Source organism: Streptomyces sp. NPDC037126, assembly GCF_055605965.1.
In genome coordinates this window covers 516,069-539,055 of record NZ_JBVJTD010000001.1, presented here as the reverse complement: position 1 = coordinate 539,055, position 22,987 = coordinate 516,069, and the positions used below count along the sequence as shown (strand labels likewise).

Genomic DNA, 22,987 nt, shown 5'->3' with positions numbered 1-22,987 from the left:
CGCAGAGAAGGGGCACCCGGTGCACACCGGGTGCCCCTTCGTCGTGCGGACGGGAGCGCGGGCGGGTCCTCAGCGGGTGAACGTCCGCGCCTGCTGCGGGACATGAGCGGCGACCACCCGGCCGAGGTGGGCGATCTCGCGGCGCCGGTCCACCGCGTACGCCACGCCGGCCACGCCCAGTCCGAGGACGGCAAGGGCCGCGCCGGCGACCGCGGGAGAGGTCGCGCCGAAGCCCGCGGCGAGCGCCAGGCCGCCGATCCAGGCGCCGCCGGCGTTGGCCAGGTTGAAGGCGGCCTGGTTGGCCGAGGAGGCGAGGGACGGGGCCGCGGCGGCCTTCTCCATGACCATCAGCTGGAGCGGGGAGCCGGTGACGAACGCCGCCATGCCGAGCAGGGCGACCCCCAGGGCCGCGCTCCACTCCGCGCGCATCAGCAGGGGGAAGAGCAGGAGCACGGCCGCCAGCGAGGCCAGCCCGCCGAACAGCGTGCCGCGCATCGCGTGGTCCGCCAGGCGGCCGCCCAGCAGGTTGCCGGCCGTCGCGCCCACGCCGAACAGCCCGAGGAGCAGCGTCACATCGGTCCTGGCGAAGCCGGCGGAGTCCGTGAGCATGGGCGTGACGTAGCTGTAGGCCGCGAAGAGCGCGCCGAAGCCCGCCACCGTGGTGCCGAGGGCCAGCCAGACCGGCAGCGACCTGAGCGCGGCCAGTTCGCCGCGCAGGCCGGTGGAGGGGGCCTCGGCCCGGTCGTGGGGGACGAGGAGGGCCAGCGCGGCGACGGCGGCCAGGCCGATCGCGCTCACGCCGAGGAAGGTCGCCCGCCAGCCCAGGTCCTGGCCCGTCAGCGTGGCCACGGGCACGCCCGCGACGTTGGCGACGGTCAGGCCGAGGAACATCAGGGACACCGAGCGTGCCTTGCGCTCCGGCGGGACCATGGTGGTGGCGACGACCGCGCCCACGCCGAAGAAGGCGCCGTGCGGCAGGCCGCTGAGGAAGCGGGCGGCGAGCAGGGAGTCGTAGCCGGGGGCGAGCGCGGAGAGCGCGTTGCCCGCGACGAACAGCACCATCAGGCCCATCAGGACCGTGCGGCGGGACATCCGCGCGGTGAGGGCGGCGAGCAGCGGGGCGCCGATGACGACGCCCAGCGCGTACGCCGAGACCAGGTGGCCCGCGGCGGGGATCGAGACGTGCAGGTCGCGCGCGACGTCGGGGAGCAGCCCCATCATCACGAACTCGGTGGTACCTATGCCAAAAGCGCCGACGGCCAGTGCGAGCAGGGCCAGGGGCATGAAGGGCCTGTGCCTTTCGGGGGAGAGCGGAGTTCCGGACAGCTAATGTTCAGCTTCGGAACAAAGTCTCTCAGACCCTTTGTTCCGCGAGGTTACGAGGGCGTGTCCAGGTTCACACGGGCGGCCACCGGCAGATGGTCGCTGCCGGTCCGCGGCAGGGTCCAGCTGCTCTCCGGCGCCACGCCCCTGACCATGATCTGGTCGATCCGCGCCATCGGGAACGACGCCGGCCAGCTGAACCCGAAGCCGCTGCCGGCCGCGCCCTGGGTGGACCGCAGCTGGGAGGTGACGCCGTTGAGCGAACGGTCGTTCATGGTGCCGTTGAGGTCGCCGAGGAGGACGACCCGCTTCAGGGGCTCGTCCGCGATGGCGTCGCCGAGCGCGTCGGCGCTCTTGTCCCGCTGCCGGGCGGTGAAACCGGCCTTCAGCTTCACCCGCACCGAGGGCATGTGGGCGACGTACACCGCGATCGGGCCCTTGGGGGTCGCCACGGTGGCGCGCATCGCCCGCTCCCAGCCCAGCTTGATGTCGACGGCCCGGACGTCGGTCATCGGGTACTTGCTCCACAGGCCGACCGTGCCGACCACCGCGTGGTGCCGGTAGGTCGGTGCGAGCGCCTTCTCGTAGACGGGTACGGCGGAGCCGGGGATCTCCTCCAGGGCCAGGATGTCGGCGCCCGAGCCGGCCACGGCGCGGGCGGTCGCGGCCGGGTCGGGGTTGTCCGCGTTGACGTTGTGCGTGGCCACCATCAGGTCGCCGCCGGCGGCCGACTTGTCGCTGAGCAGCCCGCCGAACAGGTTCAGCCAGACGACCGCCGGGAGGATCACGGCGATGAGCGCGGTCGCCGACCTGCGCAGCAGCGCGAGCCCGAGCAGCACGGGGACGGCCAGGCCCAGCCAGGGCAGGAACGTCTCGGTGAGGCTGCCCAGGTTGCCCAGGGTGTTGGGCACGTGCGAGTGCATCAGCATCACCAGGGCGAGCAGCAGCGCCAGCACGGCGAGCACGATGCCGCGGCGCCAGATGCGCGAGTCGCCCCGCCAGCCGTCCAGCAGTCTGTGCACCAGGCGCCGAAGCCGGGATCCGGGTCGCTCGGGCCCCGAGCCGCCATGGTCCGTCTCCGTCATGTACGCCTGCTGCGCCATACCGTCTGCCTCACTGCCTACCGTGCACGCCGTTCGATCCCCCGTGCTGTTCCGACCCTAGGGGATGATCGGCTCCGATCTCGCCGTCCCATGACGGCCGTACGGAAGACGAGGACGAACGAGGCGGGGCCCGGAGTTCCGGTTAGCCCCGCGGTGGACCGTGTCTGTGACGAAACGTGCACATTAGTGCTACGCGACTGTCGAGCTGACGGGGCGTAGGCCGGCCAGGACGGTGTCCACGATCTGTTCCGACAGGCCCTCGGGCAGATCGGCGTCCGGGCGCATGACGGTGCGGACGAGCATGGCGCCGACGAACATGTCGTTCGCCAGTTCCAGGTCGATGTCGGTGCGCAGTTCGCCGTCGTGCTGTCCGCGGCGCAGCACCTCCAGGCCGAGGGCGCGCCGGGGCGCGACCACCGCGGCGTGGTACGCCGTCCAGATCTTGGGGCTGGACTTCATCTGCACGTAGACGTTGTGCAGGATCGCCGACGAGCGGCTCATCAGGCCGCGTTGGCGCAGGGTCTCCAGCAGGACGACCAGGTCGTCGCGCATGGAGGTGCCGGGGAGTTCGGGGTCGGCGGGTTCGGCGGCGCGCATGACGTCGACGAACAGCTCCTCCTTGCCGCTCCAGCGGCGGTAGATGGTGGCCTTGCCGACCCCGGCGGTGCGGGCGATGCGCTCGATGGAGAGTTCGGCGAGGGGTACGCCTTCCTCCAGGAGCCGCATCACGCCTTCCAGGATGGCCTGTTCCACGGCCTCGCTGCGGGGCCGGCCCCGTGCGGGACCGGCCGGGCGCGGCCGGCTGTCGGCAAGGCTCACGTCAATCCGTCCTCTCGCTGTGCTGCGGGAATTCTCCCGCAGCCGCCTCCTTCCCCCGTGGAGCCGCCACGGACTCAGTCCGAAGCGGCCACCAACTCCGGTTCCTTCTTACCCTCCTGGCCGGCCGGCCGGCTGCCCGGCAGGAACAGGGCCGTCACGACCGCGCCGATCAGCGCCACGCCCGTGCCGCACAGGGCGGTGACATGCATCGCGTGCAGGAAGGCGTCGTCGGCGGGGGTGACCAGGGCCCTGCCCTGCGGGCCGAGCTTCCCGGCGATGCCGAGGGTGGCCTCGATGGACTCGCCGGCCTTGTCGCGCAGCGCGGGCGGCAGCAGGCCGAGCTTGCCCTCGATGCCGTTGCGGTAGGCGGTGGCGAGCACCGAGCCGAGGACGGCGATGCCGAGGGCGCCGCCGACCTGGCGGAAGGTGTTGCTGAGGGCGGAGGCCGAGCCGGCCTTCTCACGCGGCAGGGCCTGCATGATGACGACGGAGGTCGGCGTCATGATGTGCGCCATTCCGGTGCCCATCAGGAAGAAGACGACCTCCAGCAGCCAGATGGGCGTGTCGGCCTCGAAGGTGGCGAACGCGGCCAGGGTGGCGGCGATCACCACGAGGCCCACGGTGGTCGTGGCCTTGTTGCCGAACCGCTCGACCACCAGGCGGGCGCGCGGCGCGAAGATCATCTGAGCGGCGGCCAGCGGCAGCATCATCAGGCCGGACTGCAGCGGCGAGTAGCCCCGCACGCTCTGCATGTAGAAGACCGAGAAGAAAGTGACGCCCATCAGTGCGAAGAAGACCAGCGCGATGGCGGCCATGGCGGCCGAGAACACCTTGTTCTTGAAGTAGGTGACGTCCAGCGACGGGTGGTCGCTGCGCTTCTCGTAGACGACGAAGGCGGCGAGGACGACGAGACCGGCGATGCTCGTCGCCAGCACCTTGGCGTCGGTGAAGTCGGCCAGCTGGCCGCCCTTGATGATGCCGTAGACCAGCAGCACCAGGCCGACGACGGACAGGACCACGCCGATCGGGTCGAGGCGGCCCGGGTTCGGGTCGCGGGAGTCGGGCACCAGCCACAGCATCAGCACCAGCGCGACGATCACGATCGGCACGTTGACGAAGAAGACCGAGCCCCACCAGAAGTGGTCGAGGAGCGCGCCGCCGGTGATCGGGCCGATGGCGATGGCGAGGCCGACGCCGCCGGCCCAGATGCCGATGGCCTTGGGCTGCTCCTCGCGCTCGAAGACGTTCATCAGCACGGCGAGGGTGGCGGGCATGACGAAGGCGGCGCCGAGGGCCATCAGGGCCCGGTAGGCGATCAGCTGGCCCGGGGAGCCGGACTCGGCGGCCAGGGCCGAGCCGATGCCGAACACGGCGATGCCGCCGAGCAGCACCTTCTTGCGGCCGAGGCGGTCGCCGACGAGACCCGCGGTGAACAGCAGGCCGGCGAAGACCAGGGTGTAGGCGTTGATCGCCCACTCGATCTGGCTCTGGGTGGCGCCGAGGCCGGTCGGGGCCGGGGTGGAGATGGTCTTGATCGCGACGTTCAGGATCGAGTTGTCGAGCACCACGATGAGCAGGCTCAGCATCAGGACGCCGAGGATCGCCCAGCGGCGCCGGTGCACCGCTTCCGGTATTCGGGAGGCAGGGACGGAGGTTGTCATGCGTCCGAGCCTACGGCCATTCCGATACGGAACCGTCTCGTATCTTATCTTCTTTACTCAGGCCTTACACAACCGGGGATCGATCGGACACGGAAGGGATCACAGGGGGCACCTCTGGCCCTGAATGGCACGAGGTGCCACCATGGAGACGATCCGGGGACGCCGTCAGGGCGCCTCGAGATGACTGAAGGAGCCGTTGCCATGACGCAGCTTTCGGCTGCCCAGAACAAGCCTTCCGACGGCAGCAAGGCGCTGTACGGGGGGAAGGGCACCCGCCGCATCACCGTGCGCGACATCGCCCTCGCCAAGGAGCGGGGCGAGAAGTGGCCCATGCTCACCGCCTACGACGCGATGACCGCGTCCGTGTTCGACGAGGCCGGGATCCCGGTGCTCCTCGTCGGCGACTCGGCGGGCAACTGCCACCTCGGGTACGAGACGACCGTGCCCGTCACCCTCGACGAGATGGCCGTGCTGTCCGCCGCGGTCGTGCGCGGCACCCAGCGCGCCATGATCGTCGGGGACCTCCCCTTCGGCTCCTACCAGGAGGGCCCGGTGCAGGCGCTGCGCTCGGCGACCCGGCTGGTGAAGGAGGCGGGCGTGGGCGCCGTCAAGCTGGAGGGCGGCGAGCGCTCGCACGAGCAGATCCGGCTCCTGGTGGAGTCCGGCATCCCGGTCATGGCCCACATCGGCCTCACCCCGCAGTCCGTCAACGCGATGGGCTACCGCGTGCAGGGCCGGGGCGAGGAGGCCGCGGCGCAGCTGCTGCGGGACGCGAAGGCCGTGCAGGACGCGGGCGCCTTCGCGGTCGTCCTCGAACTGGTGCCGGCCGAGCTGGCGGCCGAGGTGACGCGGGTGCTGCAGATCCCGACCGTCGGGATCGGCGCCGGTCCGCAGACGGACGCGCAGGTGCTGGTGTGGACCGACATGCTGGGCCTGACCGGCGGCCGCGTGCCCAAGTTCGTCAAGAAGTACGCGAATCTGCGTGAGGTCATGGGCGACGCGGTGAAGGAGTTCGCCGAGGACGTCGTCGGCGGGACCTTCCCGCTGGAGGAGCACTCCGTCCACTAGGCACGGCCACCGAGCCACTGCGGCAACACCCCGGCAGCCCCGCTGATCTTCCCCCGTCAGCGGGGCTGCCCCTGTGTACGGGTGTGTACGGGGCCCGCAGGCGCCCTGTCGGTGGGCGTCGGCGGCCTGTCGGTGGTTTGTCGGTGGGGCCTGGCACTGTCTTGGCCATGACGCGAATCGACGACAACCCCGCCGGCGGACGCCACGCCGTGACGGTACGGGGACTGGTCAAGCACTACGGCGAGACCAAGGCCCTGGACGGGGTCGACCTGGACGTGCGCGAGGGCACCGTGATGGGCGTGCTCGGGCCGAACGGCGCCGGCAAGACCACCCTCGTACGGATCCTGTCCACCCTGATCACCCCGGACTCCGGCCGGGCCACCGTGGCCGGCTACGACGTCGTACGGCAGCCCCGGCAGCTGCGCCGGGTGATAGGCCTGACCGGGCAGTACGCCTCGGTGGACGAGAAGCTGCCGGGCTGGGAGAACCTGTACATGATCGGGCGGCTGCTCGACCTGTCCCGCAAGGACTCCCGCGCCCGCGCCGACGAGCTGCTGGAGCGGTTCTCGCTCACGGAGGCGGCCAAGCGGCCCGCGAGCACCTACTCCGGCGGTATGCGGCGCCGCCTCGACCTCGCCGCCTCCATGATCGGGCGGCCCGCCGTGCTCTACCTGGACGAGCCGACGACCGGCCTCGACCCCCGCACCCGCAACGAGGTGTGGGACGAGGTGAAGGCGATGGTCGGCGAGGGCGTCACCGTGCTGCTCACCACCCAGTACATGGAGGAGGCCGAGCAGCTCGCCTCCGAGCTGACCGTGGTGGACCGCGGCAAGGTGATCGCGGGCGGCGGGATCGAGGAGCTGAAGGCCCGGGTGGGCGGGCGCACCCTGCGCGTGCGCCCGGCCGACCCGCTGGAGCTGCGCCCGCTCGCCGGCATGCTGGACGAGCTGGGCATCACCGGCCTGGCGGCCACCACCGTGGACCACGAGTCCGGGACCCTGCTGGTGCCGATCCTCAGCGACGAGCAGCTGACGGCCGTCGTCGGCGCGGTCACCGCGCGCGGCATCACGCTCTCCTCCATCACCACCGAACTGCCCAGCCTGGACGAGGTCTTCCTGTCCCTCACCGGCCACCGCGCCGGTGCCCCGCAGGACACCACGCCCGCCGAAACCCGCGAGGAGGTCGCCGTATGAGCGCCGCCGCCGTCACCGCCCCCACCCCCGACGCCCGTATCCCGCTGCGCGGGCACCTGCGGCACACCGGCGCCCTCATCCGGCGCAACCTGCTGTGGATCCGCCAGGACCCGGAGTCGATGTTCGACGCGCTGCTGATGCCGGTCGTCTTCACCCTGCTGTTCGTGTACGTCTTCGGCGGCTCGATCGGCCAGGCGCTCGGCGGCGGCCAGGGGCAGTACGTGCAGTACGTCATCCCCGGCATGATCGCCATGATGAGCATGACCCTGTCCCAGGGCGTCGGCACCGGCTTCAGCCAGGACTTCAACAGCGGTGTGATGGACCGGTTCCGATCGCTGCCGATCGGGCGCGGCTCGGTGCTGTTCGCGAAGATCGCCGTGGAGCTGGGGCGGATGCTGTTCGCCACGGCCGTGCTGATGGTCGTCGCCGTGCTGGTCGGGTTCCACATCACCAGCTGGCCCGGCCTGTTCGCCACCGTGGGCCTGTCCGCGCTGTTCGCCTCCTCGATCATGTGGGTGTTCCTCACCCTCGGTGTGATCCTGAAGAACGCGCAGTCCGTGCAGGCGATGGGCTTCCTGGTGCTGTTCCCGCTGCAGTTCGGCTCCTCGATCTTCGCGCCGACGAGGTCGATGCCGGGCTGGCTGCAGCACTTCACCGACTACAACCCGCTGTCCACGCTCGCCGACGCGGCCCGCGGGCTGATGGTGGGCGGCCCGGTCGCGCACGACCTGTGGGTCACGATCGGCTGGTCGGTGGCGATCACGGCGGTCATGGGACCGGTCGCCATCCACAAGTTCCGCACCAAGAACTGACGTTCACGGCTCAGACCAGGGCGGTGGCCTCCACGAGGGAGAGGCCGCCGCCTTCGGTGTACGCGGCCCGGTAGGCCGGCTCGTCCAGGGACTCCCTGATCCGCTCCTCGACCAGGTCGTGGCACCGGCGCTCGACGCCCGAGGGGATGTGGCCGGGCGGCAGCAGCGCGTCGGCGGCGCCCAGACAGCGGGCGGCGTCGGCCGCGCGACCGCCGCCGTCGAGACGGGCGAGGGCCATGGCCGCGACGCCGAGGCAGAGGGAGTCCGTCTGCGGGGCGATGACCGTGACCAACGGGTCGCGGGCGAGGCCCAGCGCCCGCGCGATCCGCTCCAGGGCGTCCTCGGGCCGGCCGTCGAGGGCGTCCAGCCAGGCCTCCTGCGAGAGGATCATGACGTCGAACACGGCGAAGTGCGAGATCGTGAACTCCTCCCGCAGCAGGACCAGTTGCCGACGCGCCTCGGTGGTGCGGTCGGTCAGGCCGAGCCAGCAGGCGAGGAACAGCCGGGCGAAGGGCATCGCCTCGTTGCGGGAGCCGTCCTGGGCCGCGATGACGTCCCGGAGCAGCCGCTCACCGCGCTCGGTCTCCCCGGCCTCCATCAGCACGCTGCCCAGGCGGGCCCGGAGGATGGCCATCTGCCCGCGGGCACCGAGGCGTTCGGCGCATTCGAGGGCCTCCCGGTAGTCGGCCGCGGCCTCCCGGTAGGAGCCGAGACGTTCATGCGCCTCACCGCGGGCGGACAGCGCCTCGGCGGTGCCCCAGGCATCGCCCAGGCCGCGGTAGATCTCCAGCGACTCGTCCGCGTCGCGGGCGGCGCTGTCCGCCCAGGCGGTGCGGTTGGCGAAGATGTTGGCGCGCATCTGCAGCGACCCGGCCAGTTCCCACTCGAATCCGGGGGTCTCCCGGCAGGTCCGTACGCCGGCGTCGATGACCGTCCGCATCATGTCCACGCCGCCGGTCAGCATCACGGCGAAGAACCACAGCATGCCGGGCGCGCGGCAGACCTGCGGCAGGCCGGGCTCGTAGGCCCGGGTGATGGCCCGCATCTTGGCCTGTGCCTCGGGGGTCTGCCAGGCCTCCAGCTCGGTGTCCATGCAGGCGAGATGGGCCAGGTGGACACCGCGCCGGGCCTCGGCCAGCACCTCGCCCGCGTACGGGGGCGGGGCGTCGGTGCAGCGCCGCCACACCGGTTCGGCGGGCCGGACGGGTTCGGCGAACGGGTCGGGGCCGAGCGCCATGGCCTCCTGGCACCAGGTGCGGGTCTCGATGCGCTGGTCGCGCATCTGCCAGAACCACAGCATGGACAGCACCAGGCACAGCGCCTCCTGCTCGTCGCCCGCCGCGACGGCGTGCCGCAGGGCGGTGCGCAGGTTCTCGTACTCCAGCTGGAACCGGTCGATGGCCGCGCGCTGCTCGGGGCCGCGCAGCAACGGGTCCGTGGTGCGGGCGAGTTCGCGGTAGTACGTCAGATGGGCGCGCTCGGCCTCGGGGCGGCGTCCGGCCTCCGCCAGCCGTTCGCCGGCGTACTCGGCGACGGTCTCCAGGAGCCGGTAGCGCATTCCCGCGTCGGCCGAAGGGGCCGCCACCACCAGGGACTTGTCGACGAGCGAGCCGAGCGCGTCCAGGGCGGCCGGGCCGCACACGGCCTCGGCCGCGGCCAGGTCGCAGCCGCCCGCGAAGACGGACAGCCGGGCGAGGACGTCCCGTTCGCCGCCGTCCAGCAGGTCCCAGGACCAGTCCACGACGGCCCGCAGGGTCTGCTGGCGGGGCAGCACGGTGCGGCTGCCGGAGGTGAGCAGCCGGAACCGGTCGTCGAGCCGGTCGGCTATCTGGCGGGGAGCGAGCATCCGCAGCCGGGCGGCCGCCAGCTCGATCGCGAGGGGAAGTCCGTCGAGCCGCCGGCAGATCTCGGCGCAGGCCCCGGGATCGTCCGCGACGCGGAATCCGGGCCGGGCGGCCGCGCCCCGGTCGGCGAGCAGCCGCAGCGCGACCGGCTCGGGCAGCGGCTCCACCGGCCGCACCAACTCCCCCGGGACGCCCAGGGGTTCGCGGCTGGTGGCGAGGACGGTCAGCTCGGGGCAGCGGGCCAGCAGGTGCTCGGCGAGGCGGGCGGCGGCCTCGATGACGTGCTCGCAGTTGTCGAGGATGATCAGCATCCGGCGCCGGGCGCAGTGCTCCACGAGCCGTTCGAGGGGGTCGTCGTGCCGGTCGCCGACCGCCCGCATGCTCTCCGCGCCCGCGCCGTGCAGCACGGTCTCGCGGGCGCCGATCGCGGTGAGCACGGCCTGCGGCACGGCGGCCGGATCGTCCACGGGGGCCAGTTCGGCGAGCCACACCCCGTCGCGGGCGTTGTGCCGGGCCGCCTCGGCGGCCTCCTGGGACAGCCGGGTCTTCCCGGCGCCGCCGGGCCCGAGCAGGGTCACCAGCCGGGCGGCGGCGAGGTCCGCGCCGATGGCCGCGATGTCGGCCTCCCGGCCGACGAAGGAGGTGAGCCGGGCGGGCAGGTTGCCCAGGGCCGGTCCCGGCCCCGGCTCCGGGGGCCCGGCGGCCAGCAGTTCGGCGTGCAGGGCGCGCAGCTCGGCGCCGGGATCGGAGCCGAGCCGGTCGGCGAGCAGCCGGCGCACGTCCTCGTAGGCGGCGAGCGCCTGGGCCGTGCGGCCGAGGTCGCGCAGGGCGCGCAGCCGCAGCGCCTGCAGCGGCTCGTCCAGCGGGTGGCCGTCGCACAGGGCGGTCAGCTCGGGCAGGGACTGCTCGGCGTGGCCGAGGGCGAGGGCCGCCGTGTGCCGGGCGCGCAGGGCGTCCAGGCGGCGGGTCTCCCAGCGGGCCGCCTCGGCGGTGTGGCCGGGCAGGTCGGCGAGTGCGGGGCCGCGCCACAGCGCGAGGGCGTCGTCGAGGACGGCGGCGGCCTTGGCCGGGTCGCCGTCGGCGACGGCGCTCAGGCCGTCGCCGGTCAGCCGGTCGAAGCGGACGAGGTCGACGTCGTCGGGCGGGGCGGCGAGGCGGTACCCGCCGTCGGCGGAGGCGACGGCGTCCGGGCCGAGGGTCCGGCGCAGCCGGCCGACGAGGGCCTGGAGGGCGCCGGCGGCGTCGGCGGGCGGGTCGGCGCCCCACACCTCGTCCACGAGGACGCCGACGGGTACGGTCCGTCCGGCCCGCAGTGCCAGCACGCTGAGCAGGGCACGCAGCCGCGCCCCGCCGACCGGGACGGCCGTGCCGTCGGGGCGGAGCGCCTGGGTGGGACCGAGGAGGCGATAGCGCACGGGATCCATTGTCTCCGGAGCGGTCAGGGGAGGTCACCGGGTTGCGGCGGCGCGCCGTCCGGAACGTCCAGGGTGACGAGGGCGCCCCGGGTGCCGCGGATCCGCCGGGAGCCGTCCACCGTGCCGAGGTCCACCTCCGCGAACCATCGCGGGCAGTCGGCGGCGGGCTGGAGCGTGACGGCTCCGGGCACCGGTTCGAGGGCGCGCCCCGAGGCCCGCAGGACGACTCCCCCTTCCGGCCCGGCGAGGGCGGGGGCGGCCGGGTGGACGGTGTACTCCTGGTGCACCAGGTCGACGGCGAGGACGCGTCCGGTGGTCTCCCGGTCCAGGCCGCCGTGGTTCTCCACCCACGCCGCCGCGCCGTACCCGGTGTTCTCCCGCAGGTCCCGCTCGTCGTAGGCGACCAGCTTCCAGGCCACCTCGTCGCCCACGGCGAAGGGCGCCCCGCAGCATCCCAGCTGCCAGTGCTCGTAGAACACCCTCATCCGTGTCATTCCCCCACCCTCCCGGAACCCGGGGGCGACCGCGAGACGTTTTCCCCGTATCCTCTCGGGTCCTCGCGGATCCTCACGCGCCCCCTCGCAGCCCCAGGAGCCTGCCGATGAGCACCGTCACCACCCGCCGGAGCGACCGGCGGATCAGTCCCGTGTTCCTCGGGATCCTGGCCGTGACGGCGGTGACGGGCTGGGCCACCTGGACGGGGTACGCGGCCCGGCCGGGCATCGCGGTGTTCCTGTTCGTGACCGCGGCCTGGGTCGTCTCCCTGTGCCTGCACGAGTACGCGCACGCGCGCACGGCGCTGCACAGCGGGGACATCACGATCGGCGCGAAGGGCTACCTCACGCTGAACCCGCTGAGGTACACGCACGCGCTGCTGAGCATCGGGCTCCCGCTGCTGTTCGTGATCATGGGCGGGATCGGGCTGCCGGGCGGTGCGGTGTTCATCGACCGGAGCCGGATCAGGGGCCGCTGGCGGCACAGCCTGATCTCGGCGGTGGGCCCGCTGACGAACGCGGTGTTCGCGGCGGTGTGCACCGCGCCGTTCTGGCTGCACGCACTGGACGGCGTGCCCCCCGGCTTCCGGGACGCGCTGGCGTTCCTGGCGCTGCTTCAGGTGACGGCGGCGATCCTGAACTTCCTGCCGGTGCCGGGCCTGGACGGCTACGGCGTGCTGGAGCCGTGGCTGTCGCGCGGGGTGAAGCGCCAGGTGGAGCCGTTCGCGCCGTTCGGCCTGATGTTCGTGTTCGCGCTGCTGTGGCTGCCGTCCGTCAACATCGCGTTCTTCCACATGATCGACGGCATTCTCGACGGCCTGGGCATCACCGTCGACCAGCGTGCCTGCGGCGAGGCCCTGTACCGCTTCTGGCGGGGCACCCCGGAGGGCTGCCTGGTCAGCCCGTGACGGACCCGCCCCGCGCGGCGGTGCGGGCGCGCTTGACGTAGTACCAGGTCATGTTGGACGACAGGCCCGCCAGCAGCACCCAGACGATCCCCAGCCAGCTGCCCTGGACGAAGGAGACGACGGCCGCGGCGAGGGAGAGCACGCACACGACGAGCGTGTAGAGGGCGATGCGGGGCATGACGGGTGGCTCCTGTCGGGGGACACTGCTACGACGACCAGTGTCCCCCATCGCCCGGGACGGCTCACACGTCGGTGACGCGGAGCCCTGCGTGTGCCTTGTAGCGGCGGTTGACCGAGATCAGGTTCGCGACCAGCGACTCGACCTGGTGGGCGTTGCGCAGCCGGCCCGCGAAGACGCCGCGCATCCCGGGGATGCGCCCGGCCAGCGCCTGGACGATCTCCACGTCGGCCCGCTCCTCGCCGAGGACCATCACGTCGGTGTCGATCTCGTCGATCTCCGGGTCCTGCAGCAGCACGGCGGACAGGTGGTGGAAGGCGGCGGCGACCCGGGAGTCCGGCAGCAGCGCAGCGGCCTGCTCGGCGGCGCTCCCCTCCTCCGGCTTGAGCGCGTAGGCGCCCTTCTTGTCGAAGCCGAGCGGGTTGACGCAGTCCACGACGAGCTTGCCGGCCAGGTCGGCGGCGAGCGACTTCAGGGTGTCGCCGTGCCCGTCCCACGGTACGGCGACGATCACGATGTCGCTGCGGCGCGCGGCCTCGGCGTTGTCCGCGCCCTCGACTCCGTGGCCGAGTTCGTCCGCGGCGGCCCGGGCGCGGTCGGCGGACCGGGAGCCGATGATCACCTTCTGCCCGGCCCGGGCGAGCCGGTAGGCGAGGCCCTTGCCCTGCGGTCCGGTGCCGCCGAGCACGCCGACGACGTACCCGGAGACGTCGGGCAGGTCCCAGGGGTCCTTGGCGGGGGCCTTCTGTGCGCTGTCGGTAGAGGTCATGGTGCGACTCTACGTCCGTGCCGGGGGCGGCACCGGCTCAGGTGAGAAGCCGCACGGGCACCCTGCGGAAGGCGATGGTCTCGTAGGCGCCGAAGTCACCGGTCTCGTAAGAGGAGTCCGACCGTGTCCGGGTCGACGCGGACCAGGTCGGAGTAGGCGGCGGGCAGTCCGTCGGCGGTGTACGCGGCGCGCCAGGTGGTGCCGCCGTCGCGGGAGGCGCGGACGGTCATGAGGGCGCGGGCGGCGGGGTCGGCCGGGGCGGAGAACAGCAGCAGGTCGGGGTCGCGCAGTTGCAGGACGGAGGCCTCGCAGACCGGCGCGGTCAGCCCGGTCTGCGGCCGGAAGGGTTCGACGAGGGTCCGCCCGCCGTCCGCGGAGTGGGCGTCGGCGCGGTTCCCGGGCGAGGGGGAGTCGTTGCGGGTGTTGAAGTAGACCCGCCCGTCGGGGAGTTCGGCGGCGGTGGTCTCGTTGGGGTTGACGCGGCCGTCGGTGTTCTCGTCCAGGTAGCCGAGGTACCAGCTCTCGCCGCGGTCGTCGCTGAGCAGGCAGTGGCCGCCGTTGTACCTCGCCTCGGCGCCGGTGTCGGTGCCGGTGGGCGGCAGGGTGTGGTTGGCCGGTACGAGGACCCGTCCGCCGCTCAGCTGCAGGGCGTGCCCGGGGGTGGTGGCGTACCAGCGCCAGCCGGGCCGCTTCACCTGCGCGGTGATCTCCCGCGGTGCGGACCAGCTCGCCCCCTCGTCGTCGCTGTGCACCACCCACACCCGGCGCCCGTCGGCCTCCGGGACCCGGCCGCGCACGATGCCGGCCTCGGTGGCGGATGCGGCGGCCCGGACGTGGACCAGCAGGATCCGGCCGGTGTCGAGGACGACGGGGGCGGGGTTGCCGGCGAGGCCGGTCCCGTTGCCCGCGGCGACCTGGAGCGGGCCCCAGGTGCGGCCGCCGTCCGTGGACCGCTTCAGCACGATGTCGATGTGCCCGTGGTCGGCGGCGGATCCGGCCCGGCCCTCGCAGAAGGCGAGGAGGGCACCGGAGCCGGTGGCGACGACGGCCGGGATCCGGAAACTGGCGTATCCCTCCCGGCCGGCGCGGAAGGGGACGGTCACCTCGGTCATGGAGGCGGCTCCTCACGGGTGCGGGTCCCGGGTGCGGGTCCCGGGTGCGGATCCCGAGTTCGGGTCCGGGTGCGGATCCCGGGTTCGAGTCTGCGGGTGGGGGTTCCGGGTTCGGATCCCCGGGTTCGGATCCCCGGGTTCGGATCCCCGGATGCGGGTCCCCGGGTTCGGATCCCCGGATTCGGATCCCCGGATGCGGATCCCCGAGTGCGGGGACGGAGCCGTCTTCATCCCCAGGTTGGGCGAATTCGGGGTGAACTCCGCGTCACGAGTGGCCGGTTGCGGCAGGATGCGGGCCCATGGACGCCGTACGGGTCGCGCTGCTGCGGGAAGTGCTCGCCGGGACGGAGTGGCTGGGTGCCACCCGGAGGTTCGCGGGGGTGCTGCGCGGATCGGTGGTGGCGCACGGGGGCGGGCTGCTGCTGGTGGGCACGCCCGAGTACGAGCCGTGGCACCTGGCGGCGCACCTGGTGGACGAGGCCGCGTGGTCGGGTACGCCGGAGCTGGCGCCGACACTGGTCCGGCACCACGCGCGGCCCTCCGACCCCGCGCACCTGGCCGTCGGGCCCGGCCGGATCGCGGCGGCGCGGCGCGGGGAGACGCTGCTGGTCGTGGCTCCCGAGGAACCCGCGCCGCTGCTGGAGCACGTGCACTCGGCCCGGCGTGCCGGGGTGACGGTGCTGGCGCTGGGCGCCGGCGGGGGCGAGCTGGCCGCCATGGCGCACGACACCCTTCCCGTGCCCGAGGGGGCGGAGCTGGACCTGGACAGCGTGCAGCACCTGGTCAGCGCGGCGGCGGGCGAGAACGTGGGCGGGGGCTCCCCGCGGGTCCGGCGAAGCTTCCGGGACCGCCTGTCCAGGCTGGCGGAGATCCTGACGGCACCGCCGCCCGCGCCCTGGTGACCCGCCCGCGGGACGCGGGAGTCGAGGTCCGGGCCGCGCTCCGGGGGGCCGGAAAAGCGGTTGCCCGGTGACGCCGGCCGGTCGAGCATGCCTCAGTGACCCGAGCGCTCCTGCCCGATCTGGCCCCCTGGAAGGCCTCCGCCGACTTCCGCCGCCTGTGGAAGTCCGGCCTGATCAGCAACTTCGGCAGCTTCCTCACCCTCGTGGCGCTCCCCGTCCAGCTGAAGCGACTGACGGAGTCCACCGCGGCGGTGGGCGCGATCGGCGCCGTGGAGCTGCTGCCGCTGATCGTGTGCGGCCTGTACGGCGGCGCTCTCGCCGACGCCCTGGACAAGCGGAAGCTGATCGTGTGGACGGAGGCCGGCCAGGGCCTGCTCAGCGCCGCCCTGCTGCTCGACGCCCTGCTCCCGCACCCCGCGGTGTGGCCGCTGTACGCCGTCGCCGCGCTCTCCTCCGCCCTGGGCTCGGTCCAGCGCCCGGCCCTCGACTCCCTGTGGCCCCGGATCGTCGCCCATGACGACATGCCGGCCGCGGCCTCGCTGAACTCGCTGCGGTGGACCGTCGGCGGTGTCGCGGGCCCGGCGGTCGCCGGCGTGGTCGTGGCCTACGCGGGCCTCGGCTGGGCGTACGCGGCCGACCTGCTGACCTTCGCCGTCTCGCTGGCGTACCTCGCCCGCATCGCGCCCTCCCCCGCCTCGCACGAGGCCGCCGCGCCCTCGCTCGGGGCCATCGCGGAGGGCGCCCGGTACGCCTGGAGCCGCAAGGAGCTGCTCGGCACCTACGGGGTGGACCTCGCGGCGATGTTCCTGGCCATGCCGCTGGCGGTGCTGCCGTTCCTCGCCGACGACCTGCACGCCGACTGGGCGCTCGGGCTGATGTACGCGAGCATCCCGGCCGGGGCCCTGCTGGTGAGCCTGACCAGCGGCTGGGCCTCGCGGATCCAACGGCACGGGCTGATGGTGGTGCTGGCGGCGGCCGGGTGGGGCCTCGCGGTGGCGGCGGCCGGCGTCTGCGGCAACGTCTGGCTGGTCCTGCTGTTCCTCACCCTCGGCGGGGGCTTCGACATGGTCAGCGGCATCTTCCGGGCCGCCATGTGGAACCAGACGATCCCGGACGAGCTGCGCGGCCGGCTCGCCGGGATCGAACTGCTTTCCTACTCGGTGGGTCCCCAGCTCGGCCAGGTACGGGCCGGCGGTGTCGCCGCCTGGGCCGGGGTCCGGGCCTCGGTCTGGTCCGGCGGGCTGGCGTGCGCGGGCGCGATGGCCCTGCTCGCGCTGTGCCTGCCGGGGCTCATGGCGTACGACGCCCGGACCAACGAGCACGCGGTGCGGATGCGCGGGCGGCGCGCCGCCGCCGTGCCCGCGAAGGTGTGATCACTCCTCGTCGGCGCTCCCGCCGGCGGCGGCGTCGTGCCACCGCGGGTCGTTCTCCCACTGGAGGTTGCGCTCGGCGGCGGTCTCCATCGCGCGCTGCGCCTCCTGCGGTGAGGCGTACGGCCCGAAACGGTCCTTGCCGGGGCAGTCCGGACCCTCCTCGACCTTCTTGTGCTCCAGGCAGTAGTACCACTCGCCCGGCTTGCCGACGGTGCGCTTCTTGAACAGGGGCATGACCAGCTCCTCTCGCCAACGACATGTTCCCCCATGTCCGCTGGATAGACTCGCTGGCATGTCTGGCCAGTCGCTGCTCGTACCAGGGGAGCTGTCTCCCACCCGTTCGGTCCCCGGAAACATCCGCCGCCCCGAGTACGTCGGAAAGCCCGCGCCGACCCCGTACACCGGGCCGGAGGTGCAGACCCCGGAGACCATCGAGGCGATGAGGATCGCCGGCCGCATCGCCGCGCAGGCGATGGAGGAGGCCGCGAGGATCATCGCGCCCGGCGTCACCACGGACCAGCTGGACAAGGTCGCCCACGAGTACATGTGCGACCACGGTGCCTACCCGTCCACGCTCGGCTACCGCGGCTTCCCGAAGTCCCTGTGCACCTCCGTCAACGAGGTCATCTGCCACGGCATCCCCGACTCGACGGTCCTCAGGGACGGCGACATCGTCAACCTGGACGTGACCGCGTACATCGGCGGGGTGCACGGCGACAACAACGCCACCTACCTCGTCGGGGAGGTGGACGAGGAGTCGCGGCTGCTGGTGGAGCGCACCCGTGAGTCCCTCGACCGGGCGATCAGGGCCGTCCGCCCCGGCCGGCAGATCAACGTCATCGGCCGGGTCATCGAGTCGTACGCCAAGCGCTTCGGCTACGGCGTGGTCCGGGACTTCACCGGCCACGGCATCAGCTCGTCCTTCCACTCCGGGCTGATCATCCCGCACTACGACAGCCCGCACGCGACGACCGTCATGCAGCCGGGGATGACGTTCACGATCGAGCCGATGCTGACGCTGGGCACCCACGAGTACGACATGTGGGAGGACGGCTGGACGGTCGTGACGAAGGACCGCAGGCGGACCGCCCAGTTCGAGCACACCCTGGTGGTCACGGAGAGCGGCGCGGACGTCCTCACCCTGCCGTAGCGCACGGCCACCGACGCACGGCCCGCCCTCTGCGCAGAGGGCGGGCCCTTTCTTGTAGACTTTTACCGACAAGGCGTCGGCAAAAGTCTGGAAAACGGGCCCATGGACTCCTTCTCGACCCTCATCCGCACCGCCTCCCGCGAGCAGCACACGGCCGCGGAGACCTCGGCCTTCCTGACCGGTCTGCTCGGCGGCCAGCTCGGCGTGTCCGCGTACGCGCGCTACACCGAGCAGCTGTGGTTCGTCTACGAGGCGCTGGAGGGCGCGGCCGGGCGGCTGGCGGCGGACCGGGTGGCCGGGCCGTTCATCCGGCCGGAGCTGCTGCGGCTGCCCGAGCTGGAGCGGGACCTGGCGCATCTGAGGGGGCCGGACTGGCGGGCGGGCCTGAGCGCGCTGCCCGCGACCCGGGCGTACGCGGACCGGGTGCGCGCGTGCGCCGAGCGCTGGCCGGGCGGTTACGTCGCCCACCACTACACCCGCTACCTGGGCGACCTCTCCGGCGGCCAGATCATCCGCGACCGGGCGGAGCGGACCTGGGGCTTCGCCAGGCGGGGCGACGGGGTCCGCTTCTACGTCTTCGAAGGCATCCCCAACCCGGCCGCGTTCAAGCGGGGTTACCGGGAACTGCTGGACGGAATCCCGGCGGGCGACCTGGAGAGGCGGCGGGTGGTGGCCGAGTGCGGGCGGGCGTTCGCCCTGAACACGGCCGTCTTCCGGGCGCTGGACGAGGAGTTCCCGCTGAGCGCCTAGGGCCTGTCTGGCCCGTCGCGCGGCAGACGGGAATGGCCGGACAGGCCCTAGCGCTCCAGGAACACCCTGCCCCCGACCTCCACCCAGCCGTGCGGCTGCGGTGCGGTGAGGATCTGGGAGCCCCTGCCCTGGGTGATGTTCAGCGCGCGGCCGAGCCGGTCGGTGAGGAGCAGCGCGGCGGCGCCGGTCGCCTCGTCCTCCTCGATGCCGTCGTCGCGCCCCGGGAAGGCGCGGGCCCGGATCCGGCCGGCGGCCTCGTCCTCCCAGGCCCAGCTGTAGATCCACTCCCCCGGCGGCGGCACGTCGAGCGCGTCGACCTCGGCGGCGGTGGCGTACTGGCGCAGGGTGCGCGGCGGGGCCCACTCCGCGCGGGCCTCGATCCAGCTGAACTCGCCGTCCAGACGAGTCCCGACGACGCCCGCGGGGGTGACCAGTTCGGGCACGTCCAGCAGCCAGGCCGTGCCGACGCAGGGGTGGCCGGCGAAGGGCAGACGCAGGGTGGGGGTGTAGATGTCGATCACCCCGCGCTCGGGGTCGTCCACGAACACGGTCTCGCTGAAGCCGAGTTCGGCGGCCGTCTCCTGCCGGTCGCTCCGCTCGGGCACGACCGAGCCGTCGCGGACGACACCGAGTTCGTTGCCGTAGCCGCCGTCGGGGCCGCAGAAGACGCGCAGGACGTCGTAGTCAGTCACCCGGGAATTGAAACACCGCGTCCCGCGCGAGCGCGTCCCAGGCGGGGGCTCCGCCGGGGAGCGGGGAGGTCCCGGTGGGCACCACGGCGTAGGGCAGTTCGGCGAGGGTGTCGCCGTAACCCTCCTCCAGCGCGGCCCGTTGGCGCTCCGCGCCGGGTCCCGGCGGACGGGCGGCGAGCCGTTCCAGGTGGTACTCGTGGGCCTTGGCGACCTCTTCGGCGCCCTCCCACTGCCGGTCGGCGTCCGGCAGCCGGGTCAGCACCACGCACTCCGGCGTCCGCCCCTCCGCCAGCGCGGCCACCGCCCGGTCGTGGCCGTCCAGCAGGAGCCAGCCGTCGAGGAAGGTCACCCACCACAGCAGCACGGGTGCGGCGGTGCCCTCGCGGACCTGTCTGCGGTACGCCTTCACCCGCCCGGCGTCCGGCGGCGAGAGCGGGCGCAGGGGCACGACGCCGTGCCAGCCGCCGCCGCAGGACAGTTCGAGGCGGCCGCCGGGCCACTCGCGCACGAGGTCCTCGGTCCAGATGCCGGGCGGGAAGCCGGTGCGCCGGGCCAGCTCCCAGCGGCCGGCGGCGAGCGGGGTGCCCTCGGCCGCCTCCAGCCGGCGGGCGTACGCGTGCGGCCAGTTGACGGACGACCGCGACTTCGCCGCACTCGGGGGCGGGAGCGGCGAACGGTAGCCGTCGAGGCGGTGCAGACACAGCTCGGGGCAGCAGGGCGCGCTCCCGGCGACCGAGCGGCCGAGCAGCAGCGGCCGTTCCCCCTGCCGCAGCAGCAACCGGCCGTCGTCGGCGGTCTCGAAGCGCAGGTGCGGCTGCCCCGGACGGTCCCCGAGGTCCAGCACCAGCCGCCCGGGCCCCAGCGGTTCCCTGCGCGCGTTCCCCATGCCCGCCACCCTCCCACAGCGGGATGAGAGGTGGATCACGGACCCAGAAGGTATGAGGAAGGTAAGGCTCATGTAAGTTAGGGCAGCCTCACCAAATCAGCCCCGTTCGCACCGCTGCCGTCTGGAGCCCGCATGCACGCCGCCCGACTGACCGTCACCGCCGCCGCCACCGCGGCCGCTCTGACCGCCCTCACGGCTTGTACCGCGAAGAGCGATGCCAGGGACGGCGACGTCATCCGGGTCACCGCGGCCGACGCGAAGTGCGAGACCTCCGCCACGTCGACACCGGCCGGGCAGGTCACGCTGAAGATAGAGAACAAGGGCTCGAAGGCCACCGAGGTCGAGATCCTGTTCCCGGACGACCGGATCGTCTCCGAGAAGGAGAACATCGGCCCCGGCACCAAGTACACGCTGACCGCCGAGGTGAAGGCCGGGTCGTACGAGATCGCCTGCCGCCCCGGCATGAAGGGCCACGGCGTCCGGCAGAAGCTCGACGTGACCGGCGCCGGCGGCACCGCCGCCCACGACCCGAGGCTCGACCGGGCCGTCGCCGCCTACCGCCAGTACGCCCAGGACCAGGCCGACGCCACCGTGCCGCTCGCCCGGAAGTTCGCCGACGCGATCGAGGCCGGCGACCTCGATGCCGCCCGGAAGGCCTACTCCCCCTCGCGCCTCGGCTGGGAGCGCACCGAGCCGGTCGCCGAGTCCTTCGGCGACATCGACCCCCGGACCGACACCCGCGCCGACGGCCTGGAGAAGGGCCAGAAGTGGACGGGCTGGCACCGGCTGGAGAAGGCCCTGTGGGCCGACGAGAAGGCCGGACCCGAGGAGAAGGCCCTCGCCGGCCAGTTGGTGAGCGACCTTGAGGACTGGCAGAAGCGGGTCGGCAAGGCCGAGATCACCCCATCCTCCATGGCCAACGGCGCCAAAGAGCTGCTCGACGAGGTCGCCACCGGCAAGGTCACCGGCGAGGAGGACCGCTACTCGCACACCGACCTGGTCGACTTCAAGGCCAACGTCGAGGGCGCGCAGAAGGCGTACGAGCTGCTGAAGCCGGTCGCCGCCAAGAACGACCCGGCGCTGACGAAGGAACTGGACAAGCAGTTCACCGCGCTGGACGGCGTGCTGGACAAGTACCGCGCGGACAAGGGCTCCTACGACTTCGTCTCCTACGACAAGGTCACCAAGGAGCAGCGCAAGGAGCTGTCGGACTCGGTGAACGCGCTCGCCGAGCCCCTCTCCAAGCTCGCCGCCGCGGTCGTGAAGCAGCCGGGGGAAGCGCGATGACCGACATCCAGGGGAGCAGCCCCTCGCGCCGGACGCTGATCGGCTGGGGCGGCGCCGGGCTCGCGCTCGGTGCCGCCCTGGCCGGGGGCGCGGTGGCGGCGGCCGGGGCGGACGACGACGCGGCCCCGGACGCCGCCGGGGCGGGCGGCGCGGTGGAGTTCCACGGCGCCCACCAGGCCGGCATCGCCACCCCGGTCCAGGACCGGCTGCACTTCGCCGCGTTCGACGTGAAGACCGACGACCGGGCCGAGTTCGTCCGGCTGCTGAAGGACTGGACGGCCGCGGCCCGGCGGATGACCGCGGGCCGCCCCGTCGGCGGGGGCGCGTACGGCGGACTCGCCGAGGCGCCGCCGGACGACACGGGCGAGGCGCTGGGCCTCAGGCCCTCACGGCTGACGCTCACCATCGGCTTCGGGCCCTCGTTCTTCGAGCGGTTCGGCCTGAAGGACGCCAGGCCGGCGGCGCTCGCCGACCTTCCCCGGTTCCCCGGCGACAACCTGGACAGGGCCCGCACCGGCGGCGACCTGTGCGTCCAGGCCTGCGCCGACGATCCGCAGGTAGCCGTGCACGCCATCCGCAACCTGGCCCGCATCGGCTTCGGCAAGGTCGCCATCCGCTGGTCGCAGCTCGGCTTCGGCAAGACCTCGTCGACCACCCCGGACGCCCAGACCCCCCGCAACCTCATGGGGTTCAAGGACGGCACCCGCAACATCGCGGGCACCGAGACCGGCCGGCTGGAGAAGTTCGTGTGGGCGGGAGAGGGGGACGGCCCCGCGTGGATGACCGGCGGGTCGTACCTCGTCGCCCGCCGCATCCGGATGAACATCGAGACCTGGGACCGCACGTCGCTCCAGGAGCAGGAGGACGTCTTCGGGCGGGACAAGGGCGAGGGCGCCCCGGTCGGCAGGGCCCGGGAGCACGACGAGCCGTTCCTGAAGGCGATGAAGCCGGACGCCCATGTGCGCCTCGCGCACCCCGACTCCAACGGCGGGATCACCATCCTGCGCCGGGGCTACTCCTTCACCGACGGCACCGACGGGCTCGGCCGGCTCGACGCGGGCCTGTTCTTCCTCGCCTACCAGCGCGACGTGCGCGAGGGGTTCATCCCCCTGCAGCGCAGGCTGTCGGCGTCCGACGCGCTCAACGAGTACATCCAGCACGTGGGTTCGGCGGTCTTCGCGGTCCCGCCCGGAGTCCGGGACAAGGACGACTGGTGGGGCCGGACGCTGTTCTCCGAGGAGGCGTGAT

Annotated in this window: 21 protein-coding genes and 1 pseudogene; 10 read left to right on the top strand and 12 right to left on the bottom strand. The window is 73.0% G+C overall.

Annotation, left to right across the window (positions count from 1 at the left end; genetic code table 11):
* Positions 1-69 precede the first annotated feature (69 nt).
* The 4 genes from ACZ7FF_RS02480 to ACZ7FF_RS02465 all read right to left on the bottom strand — a co-directional run bounded on the left by ACZ7FF_RS02480 (position 70) and on the right by ACZ7FF_RS02465 (position 4,906).
* Positions 70-1,284, bottom strand: a complete 1,215-nt coding sequence (locus ACZ7FF_RS02480) for an MFS transporter (RefSeq protein WP_470808796.1) — start codon at positions 1,282-1,284, stop codon at positions 70-72.
* Between the two features lie 92 nt (positions 1,285-1,376).
* Positions 1,377-2,426: an endonuclease/exonuclease/phosphatase family protein gene (locus ACZ7FF_RS02475; protein ID WP_470808795.1), complete on the bottom strand. Its 1,050-nt coding sequence runs from the start codon at positions 2,424-2,426 to the stop codon at positions 1,377-1,379.
* Between the two features lie 189 nt (positions 2,427-2,615).
* A complete protein-coding gene (locus ACZ7FF_RS02470; RefSeq protein WP_470808794.1) occupies positions 2,616-3,245 on the bottom strand; it encodes a TetR/AcrR family transcriptional regulator in 630 nt (209 codons plus the stop codon).
* Between the two features lie 74 nt (positions 3,246-3,319).
* Entirely contained in the window at positions 3,320-4,906 is a 1,587-nt protein-coding gene (locus ACZ7FF_RS02465) for an MFS transporter (protein ID WP_470808793.1), read from the bottom strand.
* A 201-nt stretch (positions 4,907-5,107) separates the two neighbouring features.
* On the opposite strand from ACZ7FF_RS02465, the gene panB reads away from it, so the two are divergent.
* The 3 genes from panB to ACZ7FF_RS02450 all read left to right on the top strand — a co-directional run bounded on the left by panB (position 5,108) and on the right by ACZ7FF_RS02450 (position 7,979).
* The gene (gene panB, locus ACZ7FF_RS02460) at positions 5,108-5,974 is read left to right on the top strand and encodes a 3-methyl-2-oxobutanoate hydroxymethyltransferase (protein WP_470808792.1); all 867 of its coding nucleotides are present in this window, start codon (positions 5,108-5,110) and stop codon (positions 5,972-5,974) included.
* 167 nt (positions 5,975-6,141) lie between these two features.
* The gene (locus tag ACZ7FF_RS02455) at positions 6,142-7,167 is read left to right on the top strand and encodes an ATP-binding cassette domain-containing protein (RefSeq protein WP_470808791.1); all 1,026 of its coding nucleotides are present in this window, start codon (positions 6,142-6,144) and stop codon (positions 7,165-7,167) included.
* Positions 7,164-7,979, top strand: coding sequence for an ABC transporter permease (locus tag ACZ7FF_RS02450; RefSeq protein WP_470808789.1), 816 nt, complete (start codon positions 7,164-7,166; stop codon positions 7,977-7,979). Before ACZ7FF_RS02455 ends, ACZ7FF_RS02450 begins: the two co-directional genes overlap by 4 nt.
* Before the next feature lie 10 nt (positions 7,980-7,989).
* On the opposite strand, the gene ACZ7FF_RS02445 is transcribed toward ACZ7FF_RS02450, so the two are convergent.
* The gene (locus ACZ7FF_RS02445) at positions 7,990-11,247 is read right to left on the bottom strand and encodes a BTAD domain-containing putative transcriptional regulator (RefSeq protein WP_470808788.1); all 3,258 of its coding nucleotides are present in this window, start codon (positions 11,245-11,247) and stop codon (positions 7,990-7,992) included.
* Positions 11,248-11,261: 14 nt separating this feature from the next.
* The gene (locus ACZ7FF_RS02440; protein WP_470808786.1) at positions 11,262-11,732 is read right to left on the bottom strand and encodes a DUF6578 domain-containing protein; all 471 of its coding nucleotides are present in this window, start codon (positions 11,730-11,732) and stop codon (positions 11,262-11,264) included.
* Between the two features lie 107 nt (positions 11,733-11,839).
* On the opposite strand from ACZ7FF_RS02440, the gene ACZ7FF_RS02435 reads away from it, so the two are divergent.
* Entirely contained in the window at positions 11,840-12,640 is an 801-nt protein-coding gene (locus tag ACZ7FF_RS02435) for a site-2 protease family protein (protein WP_470808784.1), read from the top strand.
* Here the strand turns inward: ACZ7FF_RS02435 and ACZ7FF_RS02430 are convergent.
* The 3 genes and pseudogenes from ACZ7FF_RS02430 to ACZ7FF_RS02420 form a co-directional block, all read right to left on the bottom strand.
* A complete protein-coding gene (locus ACZ7FF_RS02430) occupies positions 12,630-12,818 on the bottom strand; it encodes a hypothetical protein (protein ID WP_470808782.1) in 189 nt (62 codons plus the stop codon). The two genes, ACZ7FF_RS02435 and ACZ7FF_RS02430, sit on opposite strands and share 11 nt — an antisense overlap.
* Before the next feature lie 64 nt (positions 12,819-12,882).
* Positions 12,883-13,587, bottom strand: a complete 705-nt coding sequence (npdG, locus tag ACZ7FF_RS02425; protein ID WP_470808781.1) for an NADPH-dependent F420 reductase — start codon at positions 13,585-13,587, stop codon at positions 12,883-12,885.
* A 37-nt stretch (positions 13,588-13,624) separates the two neighbouring features.
* Positions 13,625-14,699: pseudogene (locus ACZ7FF_RS02420) on the bottom strand (sialidase family protein).
* A gap of 299 nt (positions 14,700-14,998) precedes the next feature.
* Between ACZ7FF_RS02420 and ACZ7FF_RS02415 the strand changes: the two are divergent.
* Together ACZ7FF_RS02415 and ACZ7FF_RS02410 are read left to right on the top strand one after the other, a co-directional pair.
* Positions 14,999-15,601 carry a hypothetical protein gene (locus tag ACZ7FF_RS02415; protein ID WP_470808780.1) on the top strand — a complete coding sequence of 201 codons (603 nt, stop codon included), beginning with the start codon at positions 14,999-15,001 and terminating at the stop codon, positions 15,599-15,601.
* 95 nt (positions 15,602-15,696) lie between these two features.
* Entirely contained in the window at positions 15,697-16,974 is a 1,278-nt protein-coding gene (locus tag ACZ7FF_RS02410; protein WP_470808779.1) for an MFS transporter, read from the top strand.
* On the opposite strand, the gene ACZ7FF_RS02405 is transcribed toward ACZ7FF_RS02410, so the two are convergent.
* Positions 16,975-17,208 carry a hypothetical protein gene (locus ACZ7FF_RS02405; RefSeq protein WP_470808778.1) on the bottom strand — a complete coding sequence of 78 codons (234 nt, stop codon included), beginning with the start codon at positions 17,206-17,208 and terminating at the stop codon, positions 16,975-16,977. It abuts the gene before it with no gap.
* Positions 17,209-17,266: 58 nt separating this feature from the next.
* Here ACZ7FF_RS02405 and map point away from each other — a divergent pair, with 58 nt between their 5' ends.
* Entirely contained in the window at positions 17,267-18,124 is an 858-nt protein-coding gene (gene map, locus ACZ7FF_RS02400) for a type I methionyl aminopeptidase (protein WP_470808776.1), read from the top strand.
* Positions 18,125-18,226: 102 nt separating this feature from the next.
* Positions 18,227-18,874, top strand: a complete 648-nt coding sequence (locus tag ACZ7FF_RS02395; RefSeq protein ID WP_470808775.1) for a biliverdin-producing heme oxygenase — start codon at positions 18,227-18,229, stop codon at positions 18,872-18,874.
* A 47-nt stretch (positions 18,875-18,921) separates the two neighbouring features.
* On the opposite strand, the gene ACZ7FF_RS02390 is transcribed toward ACZ7FF_RS02395, so the two are convergent.
* Together ACZ7FF_RS02390 and ACZ7FF_RS02385 are read right to left on the bottom strand one after the other, a co-directional pair.
* On the bottom strand, positions 18,922-19,566 hold the full coding sequence (locus ACZ7FF_RS02390) for a PhzF family phenazine biosynthesis protein (protein WP_470808774.1): 645 nt from the start codon (positions 19,564-19,566) through the stop codon (positions 18,922-18,924).
* Positions 19,559-20,452: a hypothetical protein gene (locus ACZ7FF_RS02385; protein ID WP_470808772.1), complete on the bottom strand. Its 894-nt coding sequence runs from the start codon at positions 20,450-20,452 to the stop codon at positions 19,559-19,561. Before ACZ7FF_RS02385 ends, ACZ7FF_RS02390 begins: the two co-directional genes overlap by 8 nt.
* Before the next feature lie 132 nt (positions 20,453-20,584).
* On the opposite strand from ACZ7FF_RS02385, the gene efeO reads away from it, so the two are divergent.
* Both efeO and efeB read left to right on the top strand, forming a co-directional pair.
* Positions 20,585-21,739, top strand: coding sequence for an iron uptake system protein EfeO (gene efeO, locus ACZ7FF_RS02380; RefSeq protein WP_470808771.1), 1,155 nt, complete (start codon positions 20,585-20,587; stop codon positions 21,737-21,739).
* Positions 21,736-22,986, top strand: a complete 1,251-nt coding sequence (efeB, locus tag ACZ7FF_RS02375) for an iron uptake transporter deferrochelatase/peroxidase subunit (RefSeq protein ID WP_470808769.1) — start codon at positions 21,736-21,738, stop codon at positions 22,984-22,986. Before efeO ends, efeB begins: the two co-directional genes overlap by 4 nt.
* The last annotated feature ends 1 nt before the right edge of the window (position 22,987 follow it).